This window comes from Pseudomonas sp. F-14 TE3482 (genome assembly GCF_053629455.1).
In genome coordinates this window covers 6,222,625-6,243,770 of the sequence record NZ_JBRJII010000001.1, presented here as the reverse complement: position 1 = coordinate 6,243,770, position 21,146 = coordinate 6,222,625, and the positions used below count along the sequence as shown (strand labels likewise).

Genomic DNA, 21,146 nt, shown 5'->3' with positions numbered 1-21,146 from the left:
GACCTATTCATGAAGATCAATAACAAGCAGATCATTTCAGGTCAGTACGAGACGTATATCGACGGTGACGGTCGCCAGATAGTCGATCTGGCCGGCGGGTTTGGCTTTCAGGTACCGGCGGTAATCGACGCGGTCAGCCTTCAGGCGCAGAACATGGGGCTGTCCAATCGAGTGCTGATGTCCGACCCATTGATCGCTTTGTGCCGGCGCCTGGCCGAGCTGCTACCGCAACCGCTGGTCAGCTCTTATGTGTGCAGCTCCGGCGATGAAGCATTCGAAGGCGCCTTGAAACTATGCAAAGGTCTCAAGCCCAAGGGCAACACCATTGTTGTTGTCCAGGGCGGTGACTATGGCTCGCTGAGTTACGGACGTTGCCTGAGCACGCCGCAAAACTATCTGCAGATGCAGCGTTTCCTGGGCTTCGAGCTCGTGGCGATCAGGCATGTCCGCGACCTGGATAAAGTGGACTGGAACGATTGCTTCGCGGTTTGCCACACCAGCACCGTGATTGATGAAAACGGTCGCTTGCGCCTGATAGAGCAGGTGCTACTCGATCACTTGTATGTCGCGGCGGCCAATGCGTCGGTGCCGGTCATCGCGGTCGACGTGCAAAGTTGTCTAGGGAGCCTGGGCACGCTGTTTGGGTTTCAGCGTTATCGCAACACCCCGGACATTGTGGTGTTGGGCGGCCCACTGGGCGGCAGTGCGATTCCTGTCGGCACCTATACCTGCAGCGAACAGATGGCCTATCAAGTCTATGGTCGCAGCAGCCCGGCGAAACATGGCAGCACCACGGCCGGCAATCCGATGGCCTGCGTGGCCGCCATGGCAGCACTGGATTACGTGCAGGCACACGACTTGCCCAGAGAATGCCTCAATAACGGGCAGATCCTGGCGCAAGCGCTCGCCTCATTCGGCGCTGTCGCCTGCGGTGCCTGGGTCAGCCTGCCGCTGCCAGACGATCTCAAACCCGCCGAATTGTGCGAGGAGCTTTATCAGCGTGGCATCTATGTCAGTGCACCCCGTGGCCGCGAGTTAATTCTGCGTTGTCCGATCACTGCACGAGCCGAACACATCCAGCGCGCATCCCGGATCCTCAAGGAGACTTTAAGCCATGTCCTTAACTCTATCGCATGAACAACTGCTGGATGATTGCCAGCGGCATTGGAGTGCCTCGGCGGCCAAGCTCTATCGTCTGGGTAAAACCAGCGTCGAAAAGGACGCCGATGGCATCTATGTCACCGACCATGCCGGCAAGCGCTTTATCGATTGCGCCTGCAGCTATGGGGTGTTCATCGTCGGCCATCGTAATCCGATGGTGCGTGAGCAGGTGCAGACCCAGTTGAACCAGATGGCCTGGATTCCGGAGGGGCGGGTGCATCCGCTGCAAGGCGCATTGTCCGAGCGCCTCCGGAATCTGGTACCGGGTGATTGGGGGGATGTGCAGTTTATGGTCTCGGGTGCTGAAGCCATCGAACAGAGCATGCGTTATGTGCTCAAGGTGCAGCAGCACCGGCGTGGAATCGTGGTAATGAGTGATTCCTATCATGGCAAGACGCTGGCGGCGATGAGCATTCTTGGGCAGAAACAGCACCATCGCAGCTACGGCACCGCGGCCTCGGAAGTGACTTATGTGCCGTACGGTGACTTCGCCGCCTTGCAGAGAGCGGTAGGCGAGGGGGTGCGTGCGGTGTATGTCGAGCCGATTCTGGGGGGCGCCCACTTACAGGTTCCGCCTGTGGGTTACATGGCGAACATCCGCGCCCTGTGCGATGCCACTGAGACCTTGCTGGTGGCCGACGAAATCCAGACCGGTTTCGGCCGCTGTGGCAAGTGGTTCGCCGTGCAGTATGACGACGTCGTGCCGGACATCATGATCCTCTCCAAAGGCCTGACGGGCGGTTACACCTCGTTTGCCTGCGCGATGTACAGCCAGCGACTGGCCACGCAATACCCGCTGAGCGAGATCGAGCCTGACCAGCGGACCAATGGCGGGCATCCGGTGGCGTGCGCCGCGGCACTGGCCGCCATCGATTACATCGAGCAGCACAACCTGGTCGAGCAATCACGGATCAATGGCGGTTTGCTGCGCCATGGCCTGCAACGGCTGGCTCAGCGTTATCCGCAGATTGTCGAGGATGTGCCCGGTGTCGGCCTGATGACCGGCCTGCGCTTGCGCGGTTCGGTCTACGAAGCGCTGATGAGCATGGAATTAGGCAAGCGTGGCGTGCATGCCGGGCATTCCATGAATGAAAAAGCCGCGCACCCGGTTCTGCGGTTTTACCCGCCGCTGAACATCACGCCCGAAGCGCTTCGGCATGTCCTGACGATGACCGAAGAAGCCCTTGAGGCGATCGCCCGGCGTCCGAAGCTGGCGGTCAAGGCGTTTTCGCTGGTGGTCAGAAACATGTACCACATCCCCAACAAGCTACTGCGCAGCAACGGGAAGCGCTGAGTATGTTCAATCCCGATACTCTGACCCTGCGCGAAATGGCCGGTCTGCTGCGCCGCGGTGTGCTGACCAGTGTCAACTTGCTGGAGTTCTACCTGCAGCGTATCGATGAACGCAATCCGCAGATCAACGCCTTGATTCAACTGGAGTCTGTCGACGAACTGCGTCGACAGGCCCGGGAGGCCGATGATATGGCCCGCATCGGAAAGATCCGTGGCCCCTTACATGGCATCCCCCTGACCATCAAGGACGTCTGCCATGTGCGAGGCTTCCGAATGTCGCGAGGCCTGAAGGAGTTGCTGGGCGAGGCCAGTCAGGAGGATGCCACGGTCGTTGCCCGGCTTCGCCAGGCGGGTGCGATCATCCTTGGGATCAGCAATGTTCCCGAGCTGTGCATGGCGTTTGAAACCGACAATCTGCTGTATGGCCGCACACTCAATCCTTATGACGGGCGGCGCTCCGCTGGCGGTAGCAGCGGCGGTGAAGCAGCGGCCATCGCGGCCGGTTGCTCGCCGGCCGGGCTGGCCTCGGATGCTTGCGGCAGTGTGCGGATCCCGGCGCATTTCAACGGTATTTGCGGCATGAAACTGACCCAGGGGCGCGTGCCGTTGACCGGCCAGTTTCCCTATGATCGCTCCGGGCTGTTTCATCTGACGTCGGCGTTTGGCGTGATGGGGCGTTATGTCGACGATCTGGCGTTACTCGGGCAACTGATCAGCGGCGCTGACGGTCACGATCCGGACACCGTCGATGTGCCGTTCGCAGCCAGCCAGCCGCTGGCCCAATTGCGTGTCGCACTGTCCTGGGAGTCCACCAGGACCCGGGTGAGCCCGGCGGTGAAGCAGGTTCTGCAACGGGTCGAGAGTTGCCTGAGCAATGTGGTGGCGCAGGTTACACTGACGGCTCCGCTGATGCTCGACGAGGCCTGCGATGTGCTCTGGCGGATTTTCATCACGGGCGCGGATGCCGGGCGTGGCTGGAAGCGTCTGTTCCAGTCCATGAACAAACAGACCTGTACGTCCGCCACCTCAGGGTTGATTCGCTTGAGCGAAGAGGTTGAATTGAGCGTGGATGAAATGAAGCGCGACTGGATTCTGATGGATACGTTTCGCTATCACCTGGCGAAGTTTTTCAATCAGCACGATCTGTTCATCTGCCCGGTATTCCCGGACGTGGCGTTCGCTCATGGCGAGTCTTTGCAGGATCGTGATCGCTATGCCTTTGTGTTTCCGTTCAGCCTCTCCGGTTCACCGGCGGTGGTCATTCGCGCCGGACATGATCCGGCCAACGGGATGCCGATCGGCATCCAGATAGTCGGGCCGCACTGGCAGGAGGAGCGACTGCTGGCCGTGGCCAATTTCCTGGAGCGCGAACTGGAGCGCTGGAGTCCGGTGGCCCCGTTGGACACGGTCACTCTTTGACGGATCTCAAGCTGTAACGGTTTTGGCGGTACGGCTGGTGATCACCAATGCCAGCATGCCGACACCCACCAGCACGGCACCGGTGACTTCTATCAACACCGGTTGCTGTCTGAGCCAGAACCAGTGAAACAATGTGACAAACAAGGTGTTCAGGTAGACGTAGGAAACCACCGTTGACGGTGAAATCACCCCGATTGCCCGATGCAGCAGCCAGAATGTCCCGAGGGTGCCAAACAGCGCCAGGTATACAAGCCAGAACATATCGCTCGACGACAACTGCGCGCCGCTGCGCCAACCGCCGTTAAACAGACAGAACACAAACAGAAACAGCGAACCGAAAAGCATGTTCCAGAAGGTCATCGCCACCGGGTCACGCCCCTTCAAGGTCTTGACCTTGAATCGCTGGCTCAGAGGCGAATAAAGCGCCATCGCCAGGCAGCCGACGCCGAAGACCAGTACCGGATACAGTGCAGGCAGTTCGCCTGGAGCAGCCCCTTTGAGCGTCAGCAGCAGGGCACCGATCGCTGCAATCGACATCGGCAGCAAGCGGCTCTTCAGGCTTGGGCTCGGCAGCAGCAATACCTCAAAAAATAACGTCATCAGTGGCACCAGCGTGTACAGCGTTGCGGTATTGACCGCGGTGGTATGGCGTAGCGCTTCAAACAGCGAACCGAAATACGTTGCCAGCAGCAGCCCAAGAACCGCATGCGCCAGTAAGCCTCTGGCCGAGATCGGTGACGTATTTTTCAATAACAGCAGTGGCAAGAACATCAAGGCTGAAAACAGCAAACGCAGCCCGGTCAACAATATTGGATCTATCGATTGGCTGACCTCTGCCGCCGCAAAGAACGACGATGAGATCAGCATTGCCCAGATCAGCATGCCCCAATGAGCTTCTGCAAAACCGACTTGTTTCATGAGTTCCTTTTCCTGCGCTTGATCGAACCTGTAAGAGCCGACGGTGCCGCACCGCTGGCTCCTACGAAAAGCAGAACCTTCGAAGACTATTGAATATGCTGCGCGTATTGCCTGGGGTTGAAGCGCAGTACCATTACAATCATCACCGCCATCACCGCTGTGAGTGACCACCAGGCCCATTCGAAGCTACCCAATTGGTCGCGAATCATCCCGGCAATCAGCGGTGAGAGGCCCGCGATCAGGTAACCGATGCCTTGCACAAAGGCCGTCAGGCCGCCGGCACGACGCGGGTTATCCAGGTGATCAAGGGACACGATCAGGCTCATCGGGAACAGACCGCCAATGCCCAGGCCCAACAGGCACGGCCATAGCAGGCTAAAGCCTTCCGGGCTGAGGATCAGGCCGCAGAAGCCGGCCATGATCAAGGCCAGCAGAACGACCAGTACCAGGCGTTTGTCCTGGCTGCGGTTGGCAATCGCGGGTGTTATCAGCCCGGACACGACTTCCATGGCCGTGAGAAACCCCAGCAATAAGCCGGCATTCTGTTCACTCCAGCCTTTTTCCATGTAATACGGGGCTAGCCAGGCCAGCACACAGGTGTAGGAGGCCGTGCCCAAACCGAAGAAAATCGCCAGCAGCCAGGCCCGAGAGTTACCGACGAAGGACTCCTGGCGTCCCATCGGGGCCGCCGGCAATGGCGCGATTGCCGAGCGCTGGGCAAGCCAGAAGGCCAGGGCGACCAGCGTCAGTAGCGCCCAGATGGCCAGGCCCATCCGCCAACTACCGGTTTGCGCCAGGACGAAAGGCGAGAACGATGCTGCAATCGCTGCGCCGCCCATGATCGAAGTGACATACAAACCCATGAACAGCGAAACGTTGTCGCTGAAGCGTGACTTGATCAGCACAGGCATCACCGCCTGAATAAGGGCGATCCCCAGCCCGGCCAATACTGCGCTCAGGATCAACTCAAGGGTGCTGTCCAGATACAGCCGCGAAACCGTGGCCACACCGATGATCAACAAGGACAGGATGATGGTGCGGTGTTCGCCAACCCGTTGCGCAATGCGCATTCCCAGGAACATCGCCAGGCCCATCGCCATGACGGGCAGCATGGTCAGCAGCGACGCGGTACTGAAACTTAATGGAACATCCCCGCGAATGGCCGACAACAACGGCCCGACAGCGGCCATCGAAGGCCTCAGGTTCAGTGCCACCAATACCACGCTGACCATCAGCCATCCGGCATAGGCGCTTGTAGTACGAACGTTTTCCATAACGGAACCCCAAATTTACAAGGGTGTGATTAGGCCGCTCCAAGCCTGCAGGGGCAAACTGAAAAGTCGCTGGCACTATCGAGAAATTAGGTTGGTTACCGGGAGGAATGTTTAGCCAATCTGCAACCAAGGTTCATCAAGTCTGGATTTAACGGCTTATCTGCCCGTGTGACGCTGCTTTGCATCTGTTTACTGCGGTCTTTTCCATGGACGTCTGGCTGATCAGCATCAAACACGAGGGGGCGTCTGGTGCCACTTCAAGCCTTCAGCCACGTCGTCCATTCAGGCCTGCCAGCGCGCCAAGCCTGTCTGCACTCCCTTCCGAACTGGCCTTCTGGGCATTGTGGCACTGCCGCCACGCCCGCCCGCCGGATTCCTGCCTGTCCCGCTGATTGTTCTGACAGGTCCCGCGCTGTGCGCCGGGATCAAACCGGCGGCGCCTGTGCGTTTGCCTGACGCGGATAGACGAGAATTCCCATGAGCTGTGCCACGACATACTTCGCCACGAAAGAAGAAGCCCTGTCCTTCCTGGAACACAATCCGGATATCGAGATGTTCGAGCTGTTCATCCTCGACAACAACGGTGTGCCACGGGGCAAGTTGCTGCATCGCGATGAACTGCTGGCGGTGTACGAGGGTGGGCGGCCGCTGCCGAGTACCATTCTGGGCCTGACCATCAATGGCGACGATGTGGAAAACTCCGGTCTGGTCTGGGACGTCGGTGATATCGATTGCCGCGCCTACCCGATCAGCGGCAGTTTGCAGCGTATGCCGTGGCGATTGATTCCCACGGCGGCGGTGCAGGTCAGCATGCATCCAAAGGAGGGCATGCCCGCGACCATCGCCGATCCACGGCACCTGCTAGCCAAGGTCATCGAAGGCTTGCAGGCCGACGGTTATTACCCGGTGATGGCGGCGGAGCTGGAGTTCTATTTGCTGGATCAGAAGCGCGACAGCAACGGTCGGCCGCAGCCGGCGCGGGATGTCGATGGTGGGCGGCCACGCTCCACGCAGGTCTATGGCTTACGTGAGCTGGAGCAGATCGAGCCGTTTCTGGCCGACCTCTACAGCGCCTGCAAGCTGCAGGGCATTCCGGCGCGCACGGCGATTTCCGAATACGCGCCGGGGCAGGTGGAAATCACCCTCGAACACCGCACCGATGCTTTGCAGGCGATGGACGAAGCGGTGCGCTACAAACGATTGGTCAAGGGCGTGGCCCACAAGCATGGGATGGCGGCCTGCTTCATGGCCAAGCCTTTTGATGATCTGGCCGGCACCGGCATGCACATGCACGTCAGCCTGGCGGACAAGGAGGGCAATAACCTGTTCGCCAGCGAAGCCCCGGACGGCACGCCGCTGCTTAAACAAGCGGTCGGCGGAATGCTCAGCACGTTGCTGGATTCGTTGCTGCTGTTCTGTCCGAACGCCAACTCGTACCGTCGTTTCCAGACCAACAGCTACGCACCACTGGCGGCCACCTGGGGCGTGGACAATCGCACCGTGAGTTTGCGGGTGCCCGGTGGGCCGGCATTCTCCCGGCATATCGAGCACCGCATCTGTGGTGCCGACGCCAACCCGTACCTGGCGGCTGCGGCGATCCTGGCCGGGATTCATCGCGGCATCCGCGAGCAGCTTGACCCTGGAGCACCCGTGGAGGGCAACGGGTACGCCCAGGCTACGGAGTTGCTGCCCACCGACTGGTTGACCACGTTGCGAGCGCTGGAGGCATCGAACTGGGCGCGGGAAGCATTTGGCAGTGAGTTTCTTGGCGTGTATCTGGCGGTGAAACGTGCCGAATACCGGCAGTTCATGGGCGAAGTCGGTGAGCAGGACTGGCGCTGGTATCTGCATCAGGCCTGAAACGAGTCTGCATGATTGAAATTGAAAGTTTGAGCCTGATGCCATGAGCCAACTAATCGTTGGCTTCTTTTTCACGAAAAATTGATGGTCGGCTGCCTAAGATTTGTGTTGTCGCGGTAACTGAAATTTTCACATTTGCCGCGGACACTTCTTTCAGGAACAGCCAATCATCATGTTGAAGTTCAAAGCCGTGCGTCCCGAATGGGTGACGTTGATTGCCAGCGCCTTTTTATTGGCTGGGTTCAATTCAGTACTCTGGCAACACTTGTTCGTTATCACCGTGGCAGACGGTCAAGGCATCGCCATGCGTGTTGCATTCGGGGTAATGATCCTGACGGCCTTCAACATAGTGCTGACCTTGCTGGCGTTTCGATCTGTGATGAAACCCGTGTTGACGCTGATCTTTTTGGTCAGTGCCGGCGTGGCCTATTTCATGAGCCAATACGGTGTATTGATCGACGCTGGTATGTTTCGTAACTTCGCAGAAACCAATGCCACAGAAGTTCGTGACTTACTGTCCGTGAAATTGTTTGTTTATATTATTTTTCTCGGAGTTTTGCCGTCGTGGTTGTTGTGGAAAACGCCGGTTAATTACCGTCGCTGGCACCGTGAGTTATTAAGTAAAGTGCTGGTAAGTGTCGCGTCGGTTGCAGTGATCGGCGGTGTCGCCCTGGTCAACTATCAAGGCTTGTCGTCGTTGTTTCGCAATCACCATGAATTGCGCCTGATGGTGGTGCCAAGCAACTACATCGGAGCCTCGCTCGGTTACCTGCGCGAGCAAGTCGTTTCTGCCCGGCAACCCTTTGTCAAACTCGGTGAAGATGCCGAGAAAAACCCGGTCTGGCAAACCCACGGCCGTAAATCCCTGACGGTACTGGTGGTGGGCGAAAGTGCCCGGGCCGAGAATTTCGGCATCCTGGGTTATGACCGCGACACCACCCCTCAACTGGATAAGGAAGCCGGCCTGATCGCCTTCACCGATGTGCATTCTTGCGGCACGGAAACGGCCGTGTCGGTGCCCTGCATGTTTTCCAACATGGGCCGCAAGGATTACAACGCCAGCAAGGCAAAGAACGAAGAAGGTTTGCTGGATGTGCTCAAGCACGCCGGTCTGGAGGTGATCTGGCGGGATAATCAGTCGGGCTGTAAAGGCACTTGCGATCGGGTCACTGTCGACGACGTGAGTAACCTGAAAGACCCGGCGTTGTGTGCCAATAGCGAGTGCCGCGATGAAATTCTCCTGCAAGGTTTGCAGCACTTCATCGACACCCTGGATAAAGACACCGTGCTGGTACTGCACCAAATGGGCAGTCACGGTCCGGAATACTTCAAGCGCTACCCCAAAGAGTACGAACACTTCACCCCGGTGTGTGAAAGCAATGCACTGAACAATTGCAGCCGCGAAAGTATCGTCAATGGCTACGACAACACGTTGGTGTACACCGACCATGTGCTGTCGACCCTGATCGATCTGTTGCGCAGCAATCAGGATAAAGTCGATACCGCCATGCTTTATCTGTCGGACCACGGCGAATCCCTGGGCGAATACAACCTGTTCCTTCATGGCACGCCTTACATGCTGGCGCCGGAACAACAGAAGCATGTAGCGATGCTGGCGTGGTTCTCCGACAGCTATCAAAAGTCGTTCTCAGTGGACACTCATTGCCTGCAATTGAGTCGCGAAAAGCCCTTGAGCCAGGACAACCTGTTCCATTCCATGCTTGGCCTGCTGGAGGTCAACAGCAAGGTCTACGACCCGGGGCTGGACATGTTTGCCGGCTGCCGCGGCGCAGTGATTGACGGTGTGCTGGCCAAAAAATGAGTCCGTCGACCTTTTTTTCACGCGCCAGTCGTTAACCTGCCGCCAGTCGATATTCCAACAAGAGCCCTTGCACATGTCCGCGCTGCCCCCATCCGCCATCGAGCTTGAGTTCGCCCGGCGCTATGATCAGGAACATGCCCGCGTCTGCCTTCAGTCGCGACCGCGTGGGCTGGCGGGGCGTTTGACGTTCTGGCGCGACGAGCAACTGGTGCGTAATGCGCTTCAGGTTGCTGGCGAACCGGGATTGATTCTTGATGTAGCCTGCGGTGTCGGGCGCTTCTGGTCGATACTGGCCGAGCATGCGAATCGGGTGATTCTTGCGAGCGATCCGTCTCAGGATATGCTCGATCACGCCCGCACCCACCATCCGCAGCACCTGCTGGAGCGGGTCAAGACCTTTCAGAGTTCGGCCTTCACCATCGGTTTGTCGGCGAACGCGGTGGACTGCATTTTTTGCATGCAATTGTTTCAACATATCGCCAGTCCTGAGCATCGGTTGGCCCTGCTGGGCGAGTTCCATCGGGTCAGTCGCGATACGGTGATTGTGGCGGTGCGAGTCAATGCGCATTTCACGCGGCGCCGATCGGGTGTGGAAGGTGCACACGTCCAGCCACAGGCGAGCAAGGCCGAGCTTGAGGCCGAGTTCAGGCAGGCGGGTTTCCGCTTGCTCAGCCATCAGGACTTCTTGCCGGGTTGCGCGCGGATGCGGGTCTACGTGCTGCGTAAGGCCAGTTAGTCCCCTCCTGTCAGACAATTCTTGCGATCCAGCAGGTATTTTCGCTAAAGCTCTTGTTCAGTGGAGGCGCGGAAATTGCCGGGGGCGATATATACTGCGCGCCATTCTTCAAGGGAGAGCCGTGTGGCCATCGATATTCACTGGATTCGCGACAACGATAGCCTCGGTCAGTTTTGCGCCGAGTGGCAGCAGCTGCCATTCGTTGCCCTCGACACCGAATTCATGCGGGTCGACACCTTTTACCCGATTGCAGGCCTGCTGCAGATCGGCGATGGCGTACGCGCTTACCTGATTGACCCGCTGACTATCGACAATTGGCAGCCGTTGGCCGCGTTGCTGGAAAACCCGGCCGTGGTCAAAGTCGTGCATGCGTGCAGCGAAGACCTCGAAGTGCTGCTGCGTCTGACCGGCAGCCTGCCGGCGCCGTTGTTCGATACCCAACTGGCCGCCGCTTACCTGAACCTGGGTTTTTCCATGGGCTATTCGCGGCTGGTGCAGGAAGTGCTCGGCATCGATCTGCCCAAGGGCGAGACCCGTTCCGACTGGCTGCAACGTCCGCTGTCCGACACCCAGATCAGCTACGCCGCCGAAGATGCCTTGCATCTGGCGGAAGTTTTCGTACAACTGCGTCCGAAGCTTTCTGACGATAAATACGCCTGGGTCCTGGAAGACGGTGCCGAGCTGGTGGCCAACCTGCGTCGCGAGGTCGACCCGTATGAGGTCTATCGCGATGCCAAACTGGCCTGGAAGCTGTCCCGCGCCCAGCTCGCCGTATTGCGTGAGCTCTGTGCCTGGCGCGAGCGCGAAGCCCGCGCCCGTGATCTGCCGCGCAACCGCATCATCCGTGAACATTCCCTGTGGCCGTTGGCGCGCACGCAACCGGACAACCTCGGCGCGCTGGCGAAAATCGAAGACATGCACCCGCGTACCGTGCGTCAGGACGGCGAATTTCTGCTTGATCTGATCAAGCGCTCTGGCAGTGTGTCGCCTGATCAATGGCCGCCAGCAGTGCCGGAGCCGTTGCCGGTGGAAGCCGCCGCGCTGGTCAAACAGCTGCGCGCCATCGGCCAGGCCGAAGCCGAGCGTCTGAACATCGCCCCAGAACTGATGCTGCGCAAGAAAACCCTGGAAGCGCTGCTCAAGAGCGGTTTCCCCAATGGTCCTTACCAATTGCCTGATTCGCTGCGTGGCTGGCGCCGCGAATTGATGGGCCAGGCGCTGCTAGACAGCCTGGCCACCGCCGGAGAACAGCCTTGAAACGTATTTGCTCCATCTATCGAAGCCTGAAGAAAAACGAGATGTACCTCTATGTGCTCAAAAGCGATGCACTGGAGCGCGTTCCGGAAAGTCTGATGGCGGCCTTCGGCAAACCGCACCACGCTTTCGATCTGGTGCTGACGCCCGAGCGTAAGCTGTCGCGCGAAGACATCACTGTGGTGCTGGAAAACCTCGAGAAGCAGGGCTACCACCTGCAAATGCCGCCGGCCGAAGACGAATACATCGAACACCTTCCGGAAGAATTGCTGCGACGCAACGATCCGATGTAATCGAGACAGGCTCTGTTCAGAGCCTTTATGAAACACTGGAATGATTTTGGCGATGGCCAGGGCGATGGAGTGATACTCCGTCGGCGGCCGTCTGCACTGTTTTTGAAAGGTTTGAACCATGCGCGTTCTGATTGCTGAACACGACCACCCTGTGTATTCCCAACTGTTGCGTCAGGCCGCGCCTGATCTGGAAGTACTGACCAGCGGCGACTCCGCCGAACTGGCCCGTCAGGCCGCCGAGTGCCAGGTCTGGCTCGGCCAGCCGGACCTGCTGGCGACGCTGTTGCGTCAGGGCCACACGCCGGCATGGCTGCAGTCGACCTGGGCCGGCATTACGCCGTTGCTGGCCGACGGCCTGCCTCGGCACTATCGCCTGACTCGCGCGGTAGGGATTTTCGGTCAGGTCATGGCCGAATACGTACTGACTTACATGCTAGGTCACGAGCGCGAAGTACTGCCGCGGTTGGTGAGCCAGGTCGAGCGAAAGTGGGACAGTCGCCAGGGGCAAAGCCTGGCTGGACGCAAGGTGTTGATCGTCGGCACCGGTGACATCGGTCAGACCGTGGCGCAGTTCCTTGTGCCATTTGGCGTCGAGTTGTACGGCATCGCCAGCGAAGCCCGCGAGCAGGCGCCCTTTGTCGAAGTCGGCGCGCTGAGCGACTTGCCGCGACTGGTCGGCGAAGTGGATTACGTGATCAATCTGCTGCCGAACACCCCGAATACTCACGACCTGTACGACGCCGCGCTGTTCAAGCAGTTCAAGCCGACCGGGTTGTTCATCAATGTCGGGCGCGGCGTGGCGGTGGTCGATGCGGATCTGGTGGAAGCCCTGAAGGAAGGGCATCTGGCCGGGGCCGTGATCGACGTCTGCCGTCAGGAGCCGCTGCCACAACGCCATCCGTTCTGGACCGCGTGGGGCCTGCTGCTGACGGGTCACAGTTCGGCACCGACTTCGCCACCCATGATGGTGAAGTTGTTCGTCGAAAATCTGCGGGCGTATCAGGCGGGCGAAGCGTTGCGTGGGGAAGTGGATTTCAATCGCGGGTATTGAGGCGTAGCCGAAAAGATCGCAGCCTTCGGCAGCTCCTACAGGGTTTTGTGAACACCTGTAGGAGCTGCCGAAGGCTGCGATCTTTTGCTTTTAGAGGGTGAAATCACCTTCAGTCGCCAACTCGCTCAGCGGACGACGCGGGCTTGGCTCTTCGCGCGCTTGCAGGTAGTCCGCCAGCGTCGCCTTGTCGCCCAGCTTGCCGATCGCCACCGCCGCGTGCAGCGCATAGCCCTCAGGAATATTCAGCTCTTTACGGGTCAGCTCCTGATCGAAACCGGCCATGCCGTGGGTGTGCCAGCCACTGATGCTCGCTTGCAGCGCCAGGTGGCCCCAGGCCGAACCGGTGTCGAAGGTGTGCCATAGCGCCGGTGTTTCTTCGGTGGCGCCAGGTATCGCAAAAGTGGTTTTCGAGATCACGATCACCAGCGCCGAGGCGTGCTGCGCCCAGCTGCGGTTGAACTCGTTCAGCAGACCCAGATAACGCTCCCAGTTCGGCGTGTCGCGACGCGCGTACAGAAACCGCCAAGGCTGCGAGTTGTACGCCGATGGCGCCCAGCGTGCGGCTTCGAAGAAGCTCAGCAGAGTCTCGACGGGAATGGTTTCGCCGGTGAACGCGCGGGGCGACCAGCGATCAGTGAACTGAGGGTGAATGGCGTAGTCGGCAACGCGTGGGTTAGCACTCATCAAGAGATTCCTTTACGTTTGAAAGTGAGGGGCGTCTGAAACCTGCGGGCGCAGTTGAGCTGAGCGATGAGGTTTTTCGAGAGCCTGGGTAGTTCACCTGAATGCAACGCGGTTGAGCGTTAATGGCATTTGAGCATGGCTCTTTGCGACGGCAAAGCTGCTTGGCGACGCTATAACTGACAAGTTCCGTTGTACCGGCAGTCGCCAATGCTTGGCCCGCCGGTGCCTTGGCACTAGACTGGCGGCCTTTTCACCACCTGATGTTGATGCTTGAGCCATGGCCGCCAAAGTCGAACCGTTCTGGATACGCAAAACCCTCGATCAACTCGATCAAGAGGAATGGGAATCGCTGTGCGATGGCTGTGGCCTGTGCTGCCTGCAAAAACTCGAGGACGAAGACGACAACTCCGTCTACTACACGCGTATCGCCTGCAAATTGCTCGACCTCAAAACCTGTCAGTGTACCGATTACCCCAACCGTCGCGACTCGGTGCCCGATTGCATTCAGCTCACGCCGGGCAAGGCCGATGAGTTCAAATGGCTGCCGCCGACCTGCGGTTATCGACTGGTCAGCGAAGGCAAGGATTTGCCGCTCTGGCATCATCTGGTGTGCGGTGATCGCGAGGCGGTGCATCACGAACGTATTTCCCAGTCCGGACGCATGCTCGCCGAGGGCAGCGTGGCGGAAGAGGATTGGGAAGACCATCTGATTTTTCGCGCGGGTTAAGCGTCGCCGTTTAAACGCCAAGCAGGCCCATGGTGTCTGGAGCCTGACCTCCTTGCTTCAGTAATACCGCAATCGCGGGCAAGCCCGCTCCCACAGGGGGCTGCGGTGTACACAACATTTGTGCTCACCGCCAATCACTGTGGGAGCGGGCTTGCCCGCGAAGAGGCCCTGAGCCCCATCGCAACGTTCGGATCAGACTCCAGCCTTCGGCGAGCCCAACGAATCATTTCCCGTCACGGTCGCCGTGCTGGTCGCCGCTTCGGCATTGGCTTTCATGCGGGCCAGCTCATCCCCGGCGCGTTCGATCCTCGCGCGTGCGTTTTCCATGTCCTGACGGTTCTTTTCCAACAGTCTTTTCGCCGAGCAATGCCCGGTGATTCCCCGCGCCAGGGCCATGCCGCCAATGGCTATTTCAATCAATCCGAACACGCCGCCGCGTCGCAGACCTTTGCTTAGCATGACCACACCACCCGCCAGGGAGCCGGCGCGTTCCCAACCATGAACGTTCTGTTCGGAAGGGCTCTGGAACGGGGTGGTTTCGATACGTTCTACAGGATTGAACTCGCGCATGATCGGTCTCCAGGCAGGGAAGGGTTGCTTCAGCAATAGATATTTAGCTGACTGCCTGGGGGAGCGGCTTGTTCCATCGAATATGTGGCAATTCAGCGGAATTTCGGCCCGGAGCGGGTGTTGTTGCCTTTGGCCATGCGGTCGTACAGCACAACGTTGACGGTGGCCGCCAGATTCATGCAGCCGGTGGTCGGGATGTAGACCACGTCTTCGCACCAGTCGCGGATCTCTTTATCCAGCGAACCGTCTTCGGGGCCGAAGATGTAGAGGGCGCGATCCGGGTGCGTGTATTCCGGCAGCGAGCGGGCACCGTCGACCAGTTCGACCGCGACCGGCACACAGCCAAGAGGCAGGATTTTCTTCAGGTCGTCGATGCCGATCAGCGGAATGTCGTAGTGGACTTTCTTGGTGTCGGTAACGAAATCCGCGGCGCGTTCATAGCGTTTGCCAGTGTAAAACACCGACGCCACGCCATAGCAACCGGCGGCACGCATGACCGAACCGACATTCTCCGGTGATTTGGGGTTGTACAAACCAATGCAGCTGTACCGTTTGTCTGCCACGAGCGGGGTGCCTTCGGGAAAAAAACGGCGATTATACGGGGATTGGGGGAGGGGTGTTCAGTTTGGAGATTGGTGGTGCCCGGACAAATGCTATCGCGGGCAAGCCCGCTCCCACAGAGGGCCGCGGTGTACACAACATCTGTGCTCACCGCCAATCACTGTGGGAGCGGGCTTGCCCGCGATGGGGCCGGTTCAGGCGCTGAAGGTCTCAGTCTTCTTTCTTCATCAACCCCGCCAACGCCGCAAACGGGTTGTGCGTCGCCTTGGCAATCTTCGGCGTACTCAGCGAGCCTTCGTCGAAATACTGCTGATCGGTATAGCGCGAGTGCTCGTTATCGTGGCAATACAGGCACAACAGTTCCCAGTTCGAGCCATCCTGAGGGTTGTTGTCGTGGTTGTGGTCGCGGTGGTGCACGGTCAGTTCGCTCAGGCGCTTGCCGGAGAATTCACGGGCGCAGCGGCCGCACACGTGCGGGTACATCTTCAGGGCTTTGTCGCGGTAACCCATTTCCTTGTCGCGCTGGTTATCGGCGAGGATGCGGTCCAGCTTCGATGTGTTGGTTGGGGTGGACGAACTCATGGGTTCACCTTTGTAAAAAGACTAATGGCGGTTATGACGTGAGTGTAGGGCCTGTCATCACTTATTTACTAGGCCGCGCCGGGTCTGCTGTGACGCAGGGCAAGGCGCGAGGAGCGTGGTTTGGTCATTCCAAACGAGCTCCGAGCAACGCAGCCCTGCGCCACAGCAGACCGGCCCTTCGGGTTGTGCCTGAAAACGAGCCAGGCTGCGTTGCAGTCCTTGGCAAGGGAGCGACCATTACCATCGGACTGCGCCTTGCCTGGCTCGTTTTCAGGCGCAACGCGGCCTAGTAAATAAGTGATGACAGGCCCACGCTCAGCCCTTGAGCTTCTCGGCAATCCAGATGGTATGGCGGGTGCCCTTGTTGCCATGGGCGAAGACTTGCACTTCCTCGGCCTTGAAGCCGGCCTTTTTCAGCTTGTCGGAAAACTGCCGGTCGGCGCTGGCCGACCACACCGCCAGCACGCCTTTTGGCCGCAAGGCCTTGGCACACGCGCTCAGGCCACCGGCGGAGTAGAGCCAGCTGTTGGCCTTCTGGGTCAGACCTTCGGGGCCGTTGTCGACGTCGAGCATGATCGCATCGAAACCTTGTGGCTCGGCTTGCAGCACTTTGGCCACGTCTTCCATACGGATCACCGTGCGCGGGTCGAGCAGCGGATTGCCGGCTTTTTCGCCCAGCGGCCCGCGATTCCACTCCACCACGCCGGGCACCAATTCGGCGACCACCACTTCAGCCGTTTTGCCCAAATGCTTGAGCGCCGAGGCGAGGGTGAAGCCCATGCCCAGGCCACCGATCAATACTCGCGAATTCGGCCGGCCGGCGACCTTGCGGCAGGGAATTTCGGCCAGGGCATCTTCGGAGCCGTGCATGCGAGTATTCATCAACTGCCCGCCGTCACCACCCTGAATCTTGATAACGAAGTCCTCGCCGTATTCGAACAGGCACAGGGCACCGCCGTTTTCAGGGATGGGGGTGGTGTCGAGCAGAACGAAACGTTTCATGGGGCGCTCTTGAAGAGAAATTGACAGATGGAGGAAGGCAAACACGCGCAGTTGGGAGTAGCCTGCAAAAAGACCACAAGGCCAACGGAGCCATTGATGAAGCGCACCATTCTAACGGTCATTGCCCTGGCCGCGCTCTCGATAACTGCAGTGCAGGCCCAAGAGCTGCAAACCATCCCCACCAGTCCCGCGCCGATACCCGGTTCACCCGGCACCGCCACTCCGACACCGTATCCGCAGATCACCCCGACCAGCGTGCCCAAGGCCGGTTCCGGCAGTGGCGGGCCACCGCTGTTGCCGCCGATCGAAATGCCCAATCCACCCAAGGACCAGACCTTGCCGGGCCTTGAACCGAACACGACGAAAATCAAAACACCGGGAGGCTAGACCTGTTGCGAGAGCAGTTGCCCATCGGCCATGCGCAAGCGTTTGGAGAGGGAGACGGCGAGGGCGCGGATGATCTTGGCGGCGATTTTCGGCGCGTCGTTGAGCATCTTTTCCAGGGAGTCCTTGCCCAGGTTGAGCAACTGGCAATTGCTCGCGGCCACGCAACTGGCTGAGCGTCGTTCACCGTCGAGCACAGCCATTTCGCCGAACGCCCGACCGCTGCGCAAGGTGGCCATGGTCACTCGTTGCCCGTCGCTATTGGTCTTCTGCACCGCGACCTGGCCGGTGTGGATGATGCACATGAAACTGCCGGCATCGCCCTCATGGAAAATCTCTTCACCTTCGGCGATGGTGCTGATGCTGAAGTAACCCGAAGCCGCCACAAAGTCTGCCGGCAACAGTTGATCGAACAGGCCGCAGTCCATCAGCCAGTCGCGAATTTCGTTGTTCAGTAAGGTCGGTTCTGACATGTCGTCACGGTCTTTTTCTTGTGTCTGTGTCTGTTCCGGGCCTTCAGTCACCCATCATCCCCTGTGGGAGCGGGCTTGCCCGCGATGACAATGTCACAGCCAATGTTGACATTGAATGTGATGACCTCATCGCGGGCAAGCCCGCTCCCACAGGAAATGTGTGTTGTCTCGGGCCTCGGTGTCTGGTGTTAAGACCGGCACACCGGGCCAAGTTCCTCAGGCGATGCCCAAAACCTTGAAAACAAATGCGTATTCGAGGGCTACGTCACGTAATCCCTGATAACGACCGCTCATGCCGCCATGCCCGGCGCCCAGTTCAGTCTTGAGCAGCAGGGGATTTGTGTCGGTTTTGGTCGCGCGCAATTTCGCCACCCACTTGGCTGCTTCCCAGTACTGCACGCGACTGTCGTTGTAACCGGCGATCACCAGCGTTGCCGGATAGGCTTGCGCGGTGACGTTTTCGTACGGGGCGTAGGCCTTGATCCGATCATAGACGTCCGGCTCTTGCGGGTTGCCCCACTCGTCGTATTCCGTGACGGTCAGCGGCAGCTCCGGGTCGAGCATGGTGTTGAGCACGTCGACGAACGGCACTTCGGCAATCGCAGCAGCGAACAGCTCCGGCCGTTGATTGAGTACCGCGCCGATCAGCAAACCACCGGCGCTGCCACCGCTGATCGCCAGCTGCGATGGGGTGGTGAAACCGTTGGCGATCAGGTGTTCGGCGCACGCGATGAAATCGCTGAAAGTGTTGTGTTTGTGTTCCTGCTTGCCGGCGCGGTACCAGGCTTCGCCCAGCTCACCGCCACCGCGTACATGGGCGATGGCAAACGCCATGCCGCGATCCAGCAGGCTCAGGCGCGCGTGGGAGAACCACGGGTCGAGGCTTTCGCCGTAGGCGCCGTAGCCGTACAGATAAAGCGGCGTCGGCTTGCCGAGGAACTCGCGTTTGACCACAAGGCTGATCGGCACTTGCGTACCGTCCGGTGCCGTCGCCCAAAGCCGCTGGCTGACATACGCATCGGCGTCGAACGGGCCGAGCACCGGGGTTTCCTTGAGGACTGTCTGCTCGCCGGTGGTCAGTATCAGTTGGCGAATCTGCGCCGGACGGTTCAAGGCTTCGTAGCGCAGACGGATCCGGTCGCTGACAAATTCCAGGCTGTTCTGCACATGCAGGCTGTAGGCCGCATCCGGCAATTGCACGCGATAGGGCACCAAGTCCCGTGGGCGGACTTCGATGATCGGCAGGCCACCTTCACGCAGGCTCAGGGTCATGGCCTCGGCGTTCAGGCTCATGCCTTCGAGCATCACCGTGTCGCTGTGGGGAAGCAGGTTCTGCCAGTCGGCTTCGGTCGGCGCGACGCCAGTGTCGGCGGCCTGGTACAGGGCGAAGTTGATGCCGTCGCGGTTGGTGCGGATCAGCCACGTCCACTCGCCATCGAGTTTGCCGTGGTCGACATCGTACTCATGCGCTTCGACCCTCGGCGCGAGGCAGGTAAAGGCCTGATGCGGCAGCGAGGCGTCGAGTACCCAGACTTCGCTGGTGGTCTTGCTGCCCAGCGACAACAGCAGTTGCCGTTCGGAGCTTGAGCGATAGCAATGCAGGAAGAATCGGCCGTCCGGCTCATGGAACACTTCTTCGGCCGCAGTGCCGTCCAGCCGATAGCGCAACAGTTTGTGCGGGCGATGGGTGTCGTCGAGTTCGCCGAAGAACAGCGTGAGGCTGTCGTTGGCCCAGGTCATGCTGCCGTCGCAGTTCTGGAACTCCAGCTCGCTGACGCGGCCGCTGGACAATTCCTTCACGAACAGCGTGTAAACCTCTTCGCCGCTGGAGTCGATGCTGTAGGCCAGACGCTGGTGGTCCGGGCTGATACTGAACGCGCCCAGGGAAAAGAAGCCACCCTTGGCCAGCACGTTCGGATCAAGCAGCAGCAGTTCCTGGCTTTCGTCGATCTGCAGGCTGCCATCGGCCGGACGCGGGCAGCGGTAGTGGCGGGCGTATTCGTCGCCAGCGGTGGTGCGGGTGTAATACAGGTACGGGCCCCAGGGCGAGGGCAGCGACAGGTCGGTTTCGAGAATCCGTCCCTTGATCTCTTCGAACAGGGTTTCACGCAGGCCGGCCTGATCGGCGGTTTGCGCCTCTTGATAGCGGTTTTCAGCTTTCAGGTAATCGAGCACCGCGTCGGTGTCGCGCTCCTGCAGCCAGGCATACGGGTCGCAACCGTCGGCCTTGTGGGCAATTGGAGCGCTGGTGACGTTGGCGGATAGGGGCATGAATGGCTCTCGAACAATGTACGGAATAAGGGCTTCGCAACCTGTGGGAGCGGGCTTATGGTGAGGGAGTTTACCTGTGGCGAGGGAGCTTGCTCCCGTTGAACTGCGCAGCAGTTCCTTTTTTGGGGCCGCTTCGCAGCCCAACGGGAGCAAGCTCCCTCGCCACAAAAGCTCCCGCGCCACAAAAGCCCCTTCCCCACACAAGCTTGCTCCCACAGGGTCTGTGTCTTGCCCGACTGGTATTGGGACAAGCCTGACGTGCGAAAAGTCGTTACTATAAGCGTCTCTTTGCCTGCCTTGCCATGGACACCATGACCGAGAACGACTATCTGATCGCTTGGGGCCTCTACGCCTTTGCCGCTTTAGGCTGCCTGTTGGTGTGGATGCGCATCACCCGCTGGATGTGGCGTTGGCTGCGTGAGCCGCTGCGGCTGCTGGTGGCGGTGTTGCTGTTCAGCCCGACCATCATCGACCCGGTGAAAGAGAAGGTTGCTCCGGCCATCGCCATTACTGCCCTCGACTTGCTGTTCAAGGTCGGCAACAACGCCTGGCGGGCGGTTTCTGATCTGTTCATGTACGGCATGATTGTCTTCGGCATTTACCTGGTGTTCGTGGCCATCCGTTTTCCCATCGAGCGCGCCTCCAACGCTCGCAAGGAACAGGCGGCTGCCGCCAAAGCAGCCGCGCGGGCCGACGAGCCTGACGACGATCAGCCTTTCGGCGGCGCCGGCGATGATCGTTACGGCCGGCCACCGGTGCCGAGCAATCCTCAGCGTTCGCGGGTCGAACCGCGCCTGTAACCGTGCCCCAG

General features: G+C 59.6%; 21 protein-coding genes. 12 read left to right on the top strand and 9 right to left on the bottom strand.

Annotated elements, in window-relative coordinates:
• Nucleotides 1-9: 9 nt before the first annotated feature.
• The 3 genes from AB7M26_RS28355 to AB7M26_RS28345 are packed head-to-tail and all read left to right on the top strand — an operon-like array spanning nucleotide 10 to nucleotide 3,873.
• Nucleotides 10-1,137: an aminotransferase class III-fold pyridoxal phosphate-dependent enzyme gene (locus AB7M26_RS28355; protein WP_123499059.1), complete on the top strand. Its 1,128-nt coding sequence runs from the start codon at nucleotides 10-12 to the stop codon at nucleotides 1,135-1,137.
• Complete coding sequence (locus AB7M26_RS28350; protein WP_123499057.1) at nucleotides 1,115-2,455, top strand: aspartate aminotransferase family protein; 1,341 nt, start codon at nucleotides 1,115-1,117, stop codon at nucleotides 2,453-2,455. The genes AB7M26_RS28355 and AB7M26_RS28350 overlap by 23 nt, the downstream gene beginning before the upstream one ends.
• A gap of 2 nt (nucleotides 2,456-2,457) precedes the next feature.
• Nucleotides 2,458-3,873: an amidase gene (locus AB7M26_RS28345; RefSeq protein WP_123499055.1), complete on the top strand. Its 1,416-nt coding sequence runs from the start codon at nucleotides 2,458-2,460 to the stop codon at nucleotides 3,871-3,873.
• Nucleotides 3,874-3,879: 6 nt separating this feature from the next.
• Here AB7M26_RS28345 and AB7M26_RS28340 read toward each other — a convergent pair whose 3' ends face one another.
• Nucleotides 3,880-4,791: a DMT family transporter gene (locus AB7M26_RS28340; RefSeq protein WP_123499053.1), complete on the bottom strand. Its 912-nt coding sequence runs from the start codon at nucleotides 4,789-4,791 to the stop codon at nucleotides 3,880-3,882.
• 86 nt (nucleotides 4,792-4,877) lie between these two features.
• Nucleotides 4,878-6,065, bottom strand: a complete 1,188-nt coding sequence (locus AB7M26_RS28335; protein WP_123499050.1) for a cyanate transporter — start codon at nucleotides 6,063-6,065, stop codon at nucleotides 4,878-4,880.
• 477 nt (nucleotides 6,066-6,542) lie between these two features.
• Here AB7M26_RS28335 and AB7M26_RS28330 point away from each other — a divergent pair, with 477 nt between their 5' ends.
• The 6 genes from AB7M26_RS28330 to AB7M26_RS28305 all read left to right on the top strand — a co-directional run bounded on the left by AB7M26_RS28330 (nucleotide 6,543) and on the right by AB7M26_RS28305 (nucleotide 13,081).
• Nucleotides 6,543-7,925 (top strand): glutamine synthetase family protein, encoded by a 1,383-nt coding sequence (locus AB7M26_RS28330; RefSeq protein ID WP_123499046.1) that lies wholly within the window; start codon nucleotides 6,543-6,545, stop codon nucleotides 7,923-7,925.
• A 172-nt stretch (nucleotides 7,926-8,097) separates the two neighbouring features.
• Nucleotides 8,098-9,747 carry a phosphoethanolamine transferase gene (locus AB7M26_RS28325; protein WP_123499044.1) on the top strand — a complete coding sequence of 550 codons (1,650 nt, stop codon included), beginning with the start codon at nucleotides 8,098-8,100 and terminating at the stop codon, nucleotides 9,745-9,747.
• A 73-nt stretch (nucleotides 9,748-9,820) separates the two neighbouring features.
• Nucleotides 9,821-10,483: a class I SAM-dependent methyltransferase gene (locus AB7M26_RS28320; RefSeq protein ID WP_123499042.1), complete on the top strand. Its 663-nt coding sequence runs from the start codon at nucleotides 9,821-9,823 to the stop codon at nucleotides 10,481-10,483.
• A gap of 123 nt (nucleotides 10,484-10,606) precedes the next feature.
• Complete coding sequence (gene rnd / locus AB7M26_RS28315) at nucleotides 10,607-11,740, top strand: ribonuclease D (RefSeq protein ID WP_123499040.1); 1,134 nt, start codon at nucleotides 10,607-10,609, stop codon at nucleotides 11,738-11,740.
• A complete protein-coding gene (locus AB7M26_RS28310; RefSeq protein WP_007898694.1) occupies nucleotides 11,737-12,030 on the top strand; it encodes a YcgL domain-containing protein in 294 nt (97 codons plus the stop codon). Before rnd ends, AB7M26_RS28310 begins: the two co-directional genes overlap by 4 nt.
• Nucleotides 12,031-12,148: 118 nt before the next feature.
• Nucleotides 12,149-13,081: a D-2-hydroxyacid dehydrogenase gene (locus AB7M26_RS28305; RefSeq protein WP_123499038.1), complete on the top strand. Its 933-nt coding sequence runs from the start codon at nucleotides 12,149-12,151 to the stop codon at nucleotides 13,079-13,081.
• 90 nt (nucleotides 13,082-13,171) lie between these two features.
• Here AB7M26_RS28305 and AB7M26_RS28300 read toward each other — a convergent pair whose 3' ends face one another.
• On the bottom strand, nucleotides 13,172-13,765 hold the full coding sequence (locus AB7M26_RS28300) for a nitroreductase family protein (RefSeq protein ID WP_429377749.1): 594 nt from the start codon (nucleotides 13,763-13,765) through the stop codon (nucleotides 13,172-13,174).
• Between the two features lie 277 nt (nucleotides 13,766-14,042).
• Between AB7M26_RS28300 and AB7M26_RS28295 the strand changes: the two genes are divergently transcribed.
• Nucleotides 14,043-14,492 (top strand): YcgN family cysteine cluster protein, encoded by a 450-nt coding sequence (locus AB7M26_RS28295; protein WP_008073139.1) that lies wholly within the window; start codon nucleotides 14,043-14,045, stop codon nucleotides 14,490-14,492.
• Between the two features lie 192 nt (nucleotides 14,493-14,684).
• On the opposite strand, the gene AB7M26_RS28290 is transcribed toward AB7M26_RS28295, so the two are convergent.
• The 4 genes from AB7M26_RS28290 to AB7M26_RS28275 form a co-directional block, all read right to left on the bottom strand.
• Complete coding sequence (locus AB7M26_RS28290) at nucleotides 14,685-15,062, bottom strand: YgaP family membrane protein (protein ID WP_123501086.1); 378 nt, start codon at nucleotides 15,060-15,062, stop codon at nucleotides 14,685-14,687.
• A gap of 92 nt (nucleotides 15,063-15,154) precedes the next feature.
• Nucleotides 15,155-15,625, bottom strand: coding sequence for an RNA methyltransferase (locus tag AB7M26_RS28285; RefSeq protein ID WP_007942196.1), 471 nt, complete (start codon nucleotides 15,623-15,625; stop codon nucleotides 15,155-15,157).
• A 208-nt stretch (nucleotides 15,626-15,833) separates the two neighbouring features.
• Entirely contained in the window at nucleotides 15,834-16,205 is a 372-nt protein-coding gene (locus tag AB7M26_RS28280; RefSeq protein WP_007898702.1) for a YajD family HNH nuclease, read from the bottom strand.
• Between the two features lie 315 nt (nucleotides 16,206-16,520).
• Nucleotides 16,521-17,207 carry a spermidine synthase gene (locus AB7M26_RS28275; RefSeq protein WP_007898703.1) on the bottom strand — a complete coding sequence of 229 codons (687 nt, stop codon included), beginning with the start codon at nucleotides 17,205-17,207 and terminating at the stop codon, nucleotides 16,521-16,523.
• A gap of 96 nt (nucleotides 17,208-17,303) precedes the next feature.
• Here AB7M26_RS28275 and AB7M26_RS28270 point away from each other — a divergent pair, with 96 nt between their 5' ends.
• Nucleotides 17,304-17,594, top strand: a complete 291-nt coding sequence (locus AB7M26_RS28270) for a hypothetical protein (RefSeq protein ID WP_123501088.1) — start codon at nucleotides 17,304-17,306, stop codon at nucleotides 17,592-17,594.
• On the opposite strand, the gene AB7M26_RS28265 is transcribed toward AB7M26_RS28270, so the two are convergent.
• Nucleotides 17,591-18,064 carry a cyclic nucleotide-binding domain-containing protein gene (locus AB7M26_RS28265; protein WP_008067546.1) on the bottom strand — a complete coding sequence of 158 codons (474 nt, stop codon included), beginning with the start codon at nucleotides 18,062-18,064 and terminating at the stop codon, nucleotides 17,591-17,593. The genes AB7M26_RS28270 and AB7M26_RS28265 overlap by 4 nt on opposite strands.
• Before the next feature lie 216 nt (nucleotides 18,065-18,280).
• Nucleotides 18,281-20,335 carry a S9 family peptidase gene (locus tag AB7M26_RS28260; RefSeq protein ID WP_429387194.1) on the bottom strand — a complete coding sequence of 685 codons (2,055 nt, stop codon included), beginning with the start codon at nucleotides 20,333-20,335 and terminating at the stop codon, nucleotides 18,281-18,283.
• A gap of 302 nt (nucleotides 20,336-20,637) precedes the next feature.
• Here AB7M26_RS28260 and AB7M26_RS28255 point away from each other — a divergent pair, with 302 nt between their 5' ends.
• Nucleotides 20,638-21,135: an MFS transporter gene (locus AB7M26_RS28255; protein ID WP_123501092.1), complete on the top strand. Its 498-nt coding sequence runs from the start codon at nucleotides 20,638-20,640 to the stop codon at nucleotides 21,133-21,135.
• The last annotated feature ends 11 nt before the right edge of the window (nucleotides 21,136-21,146 follow it).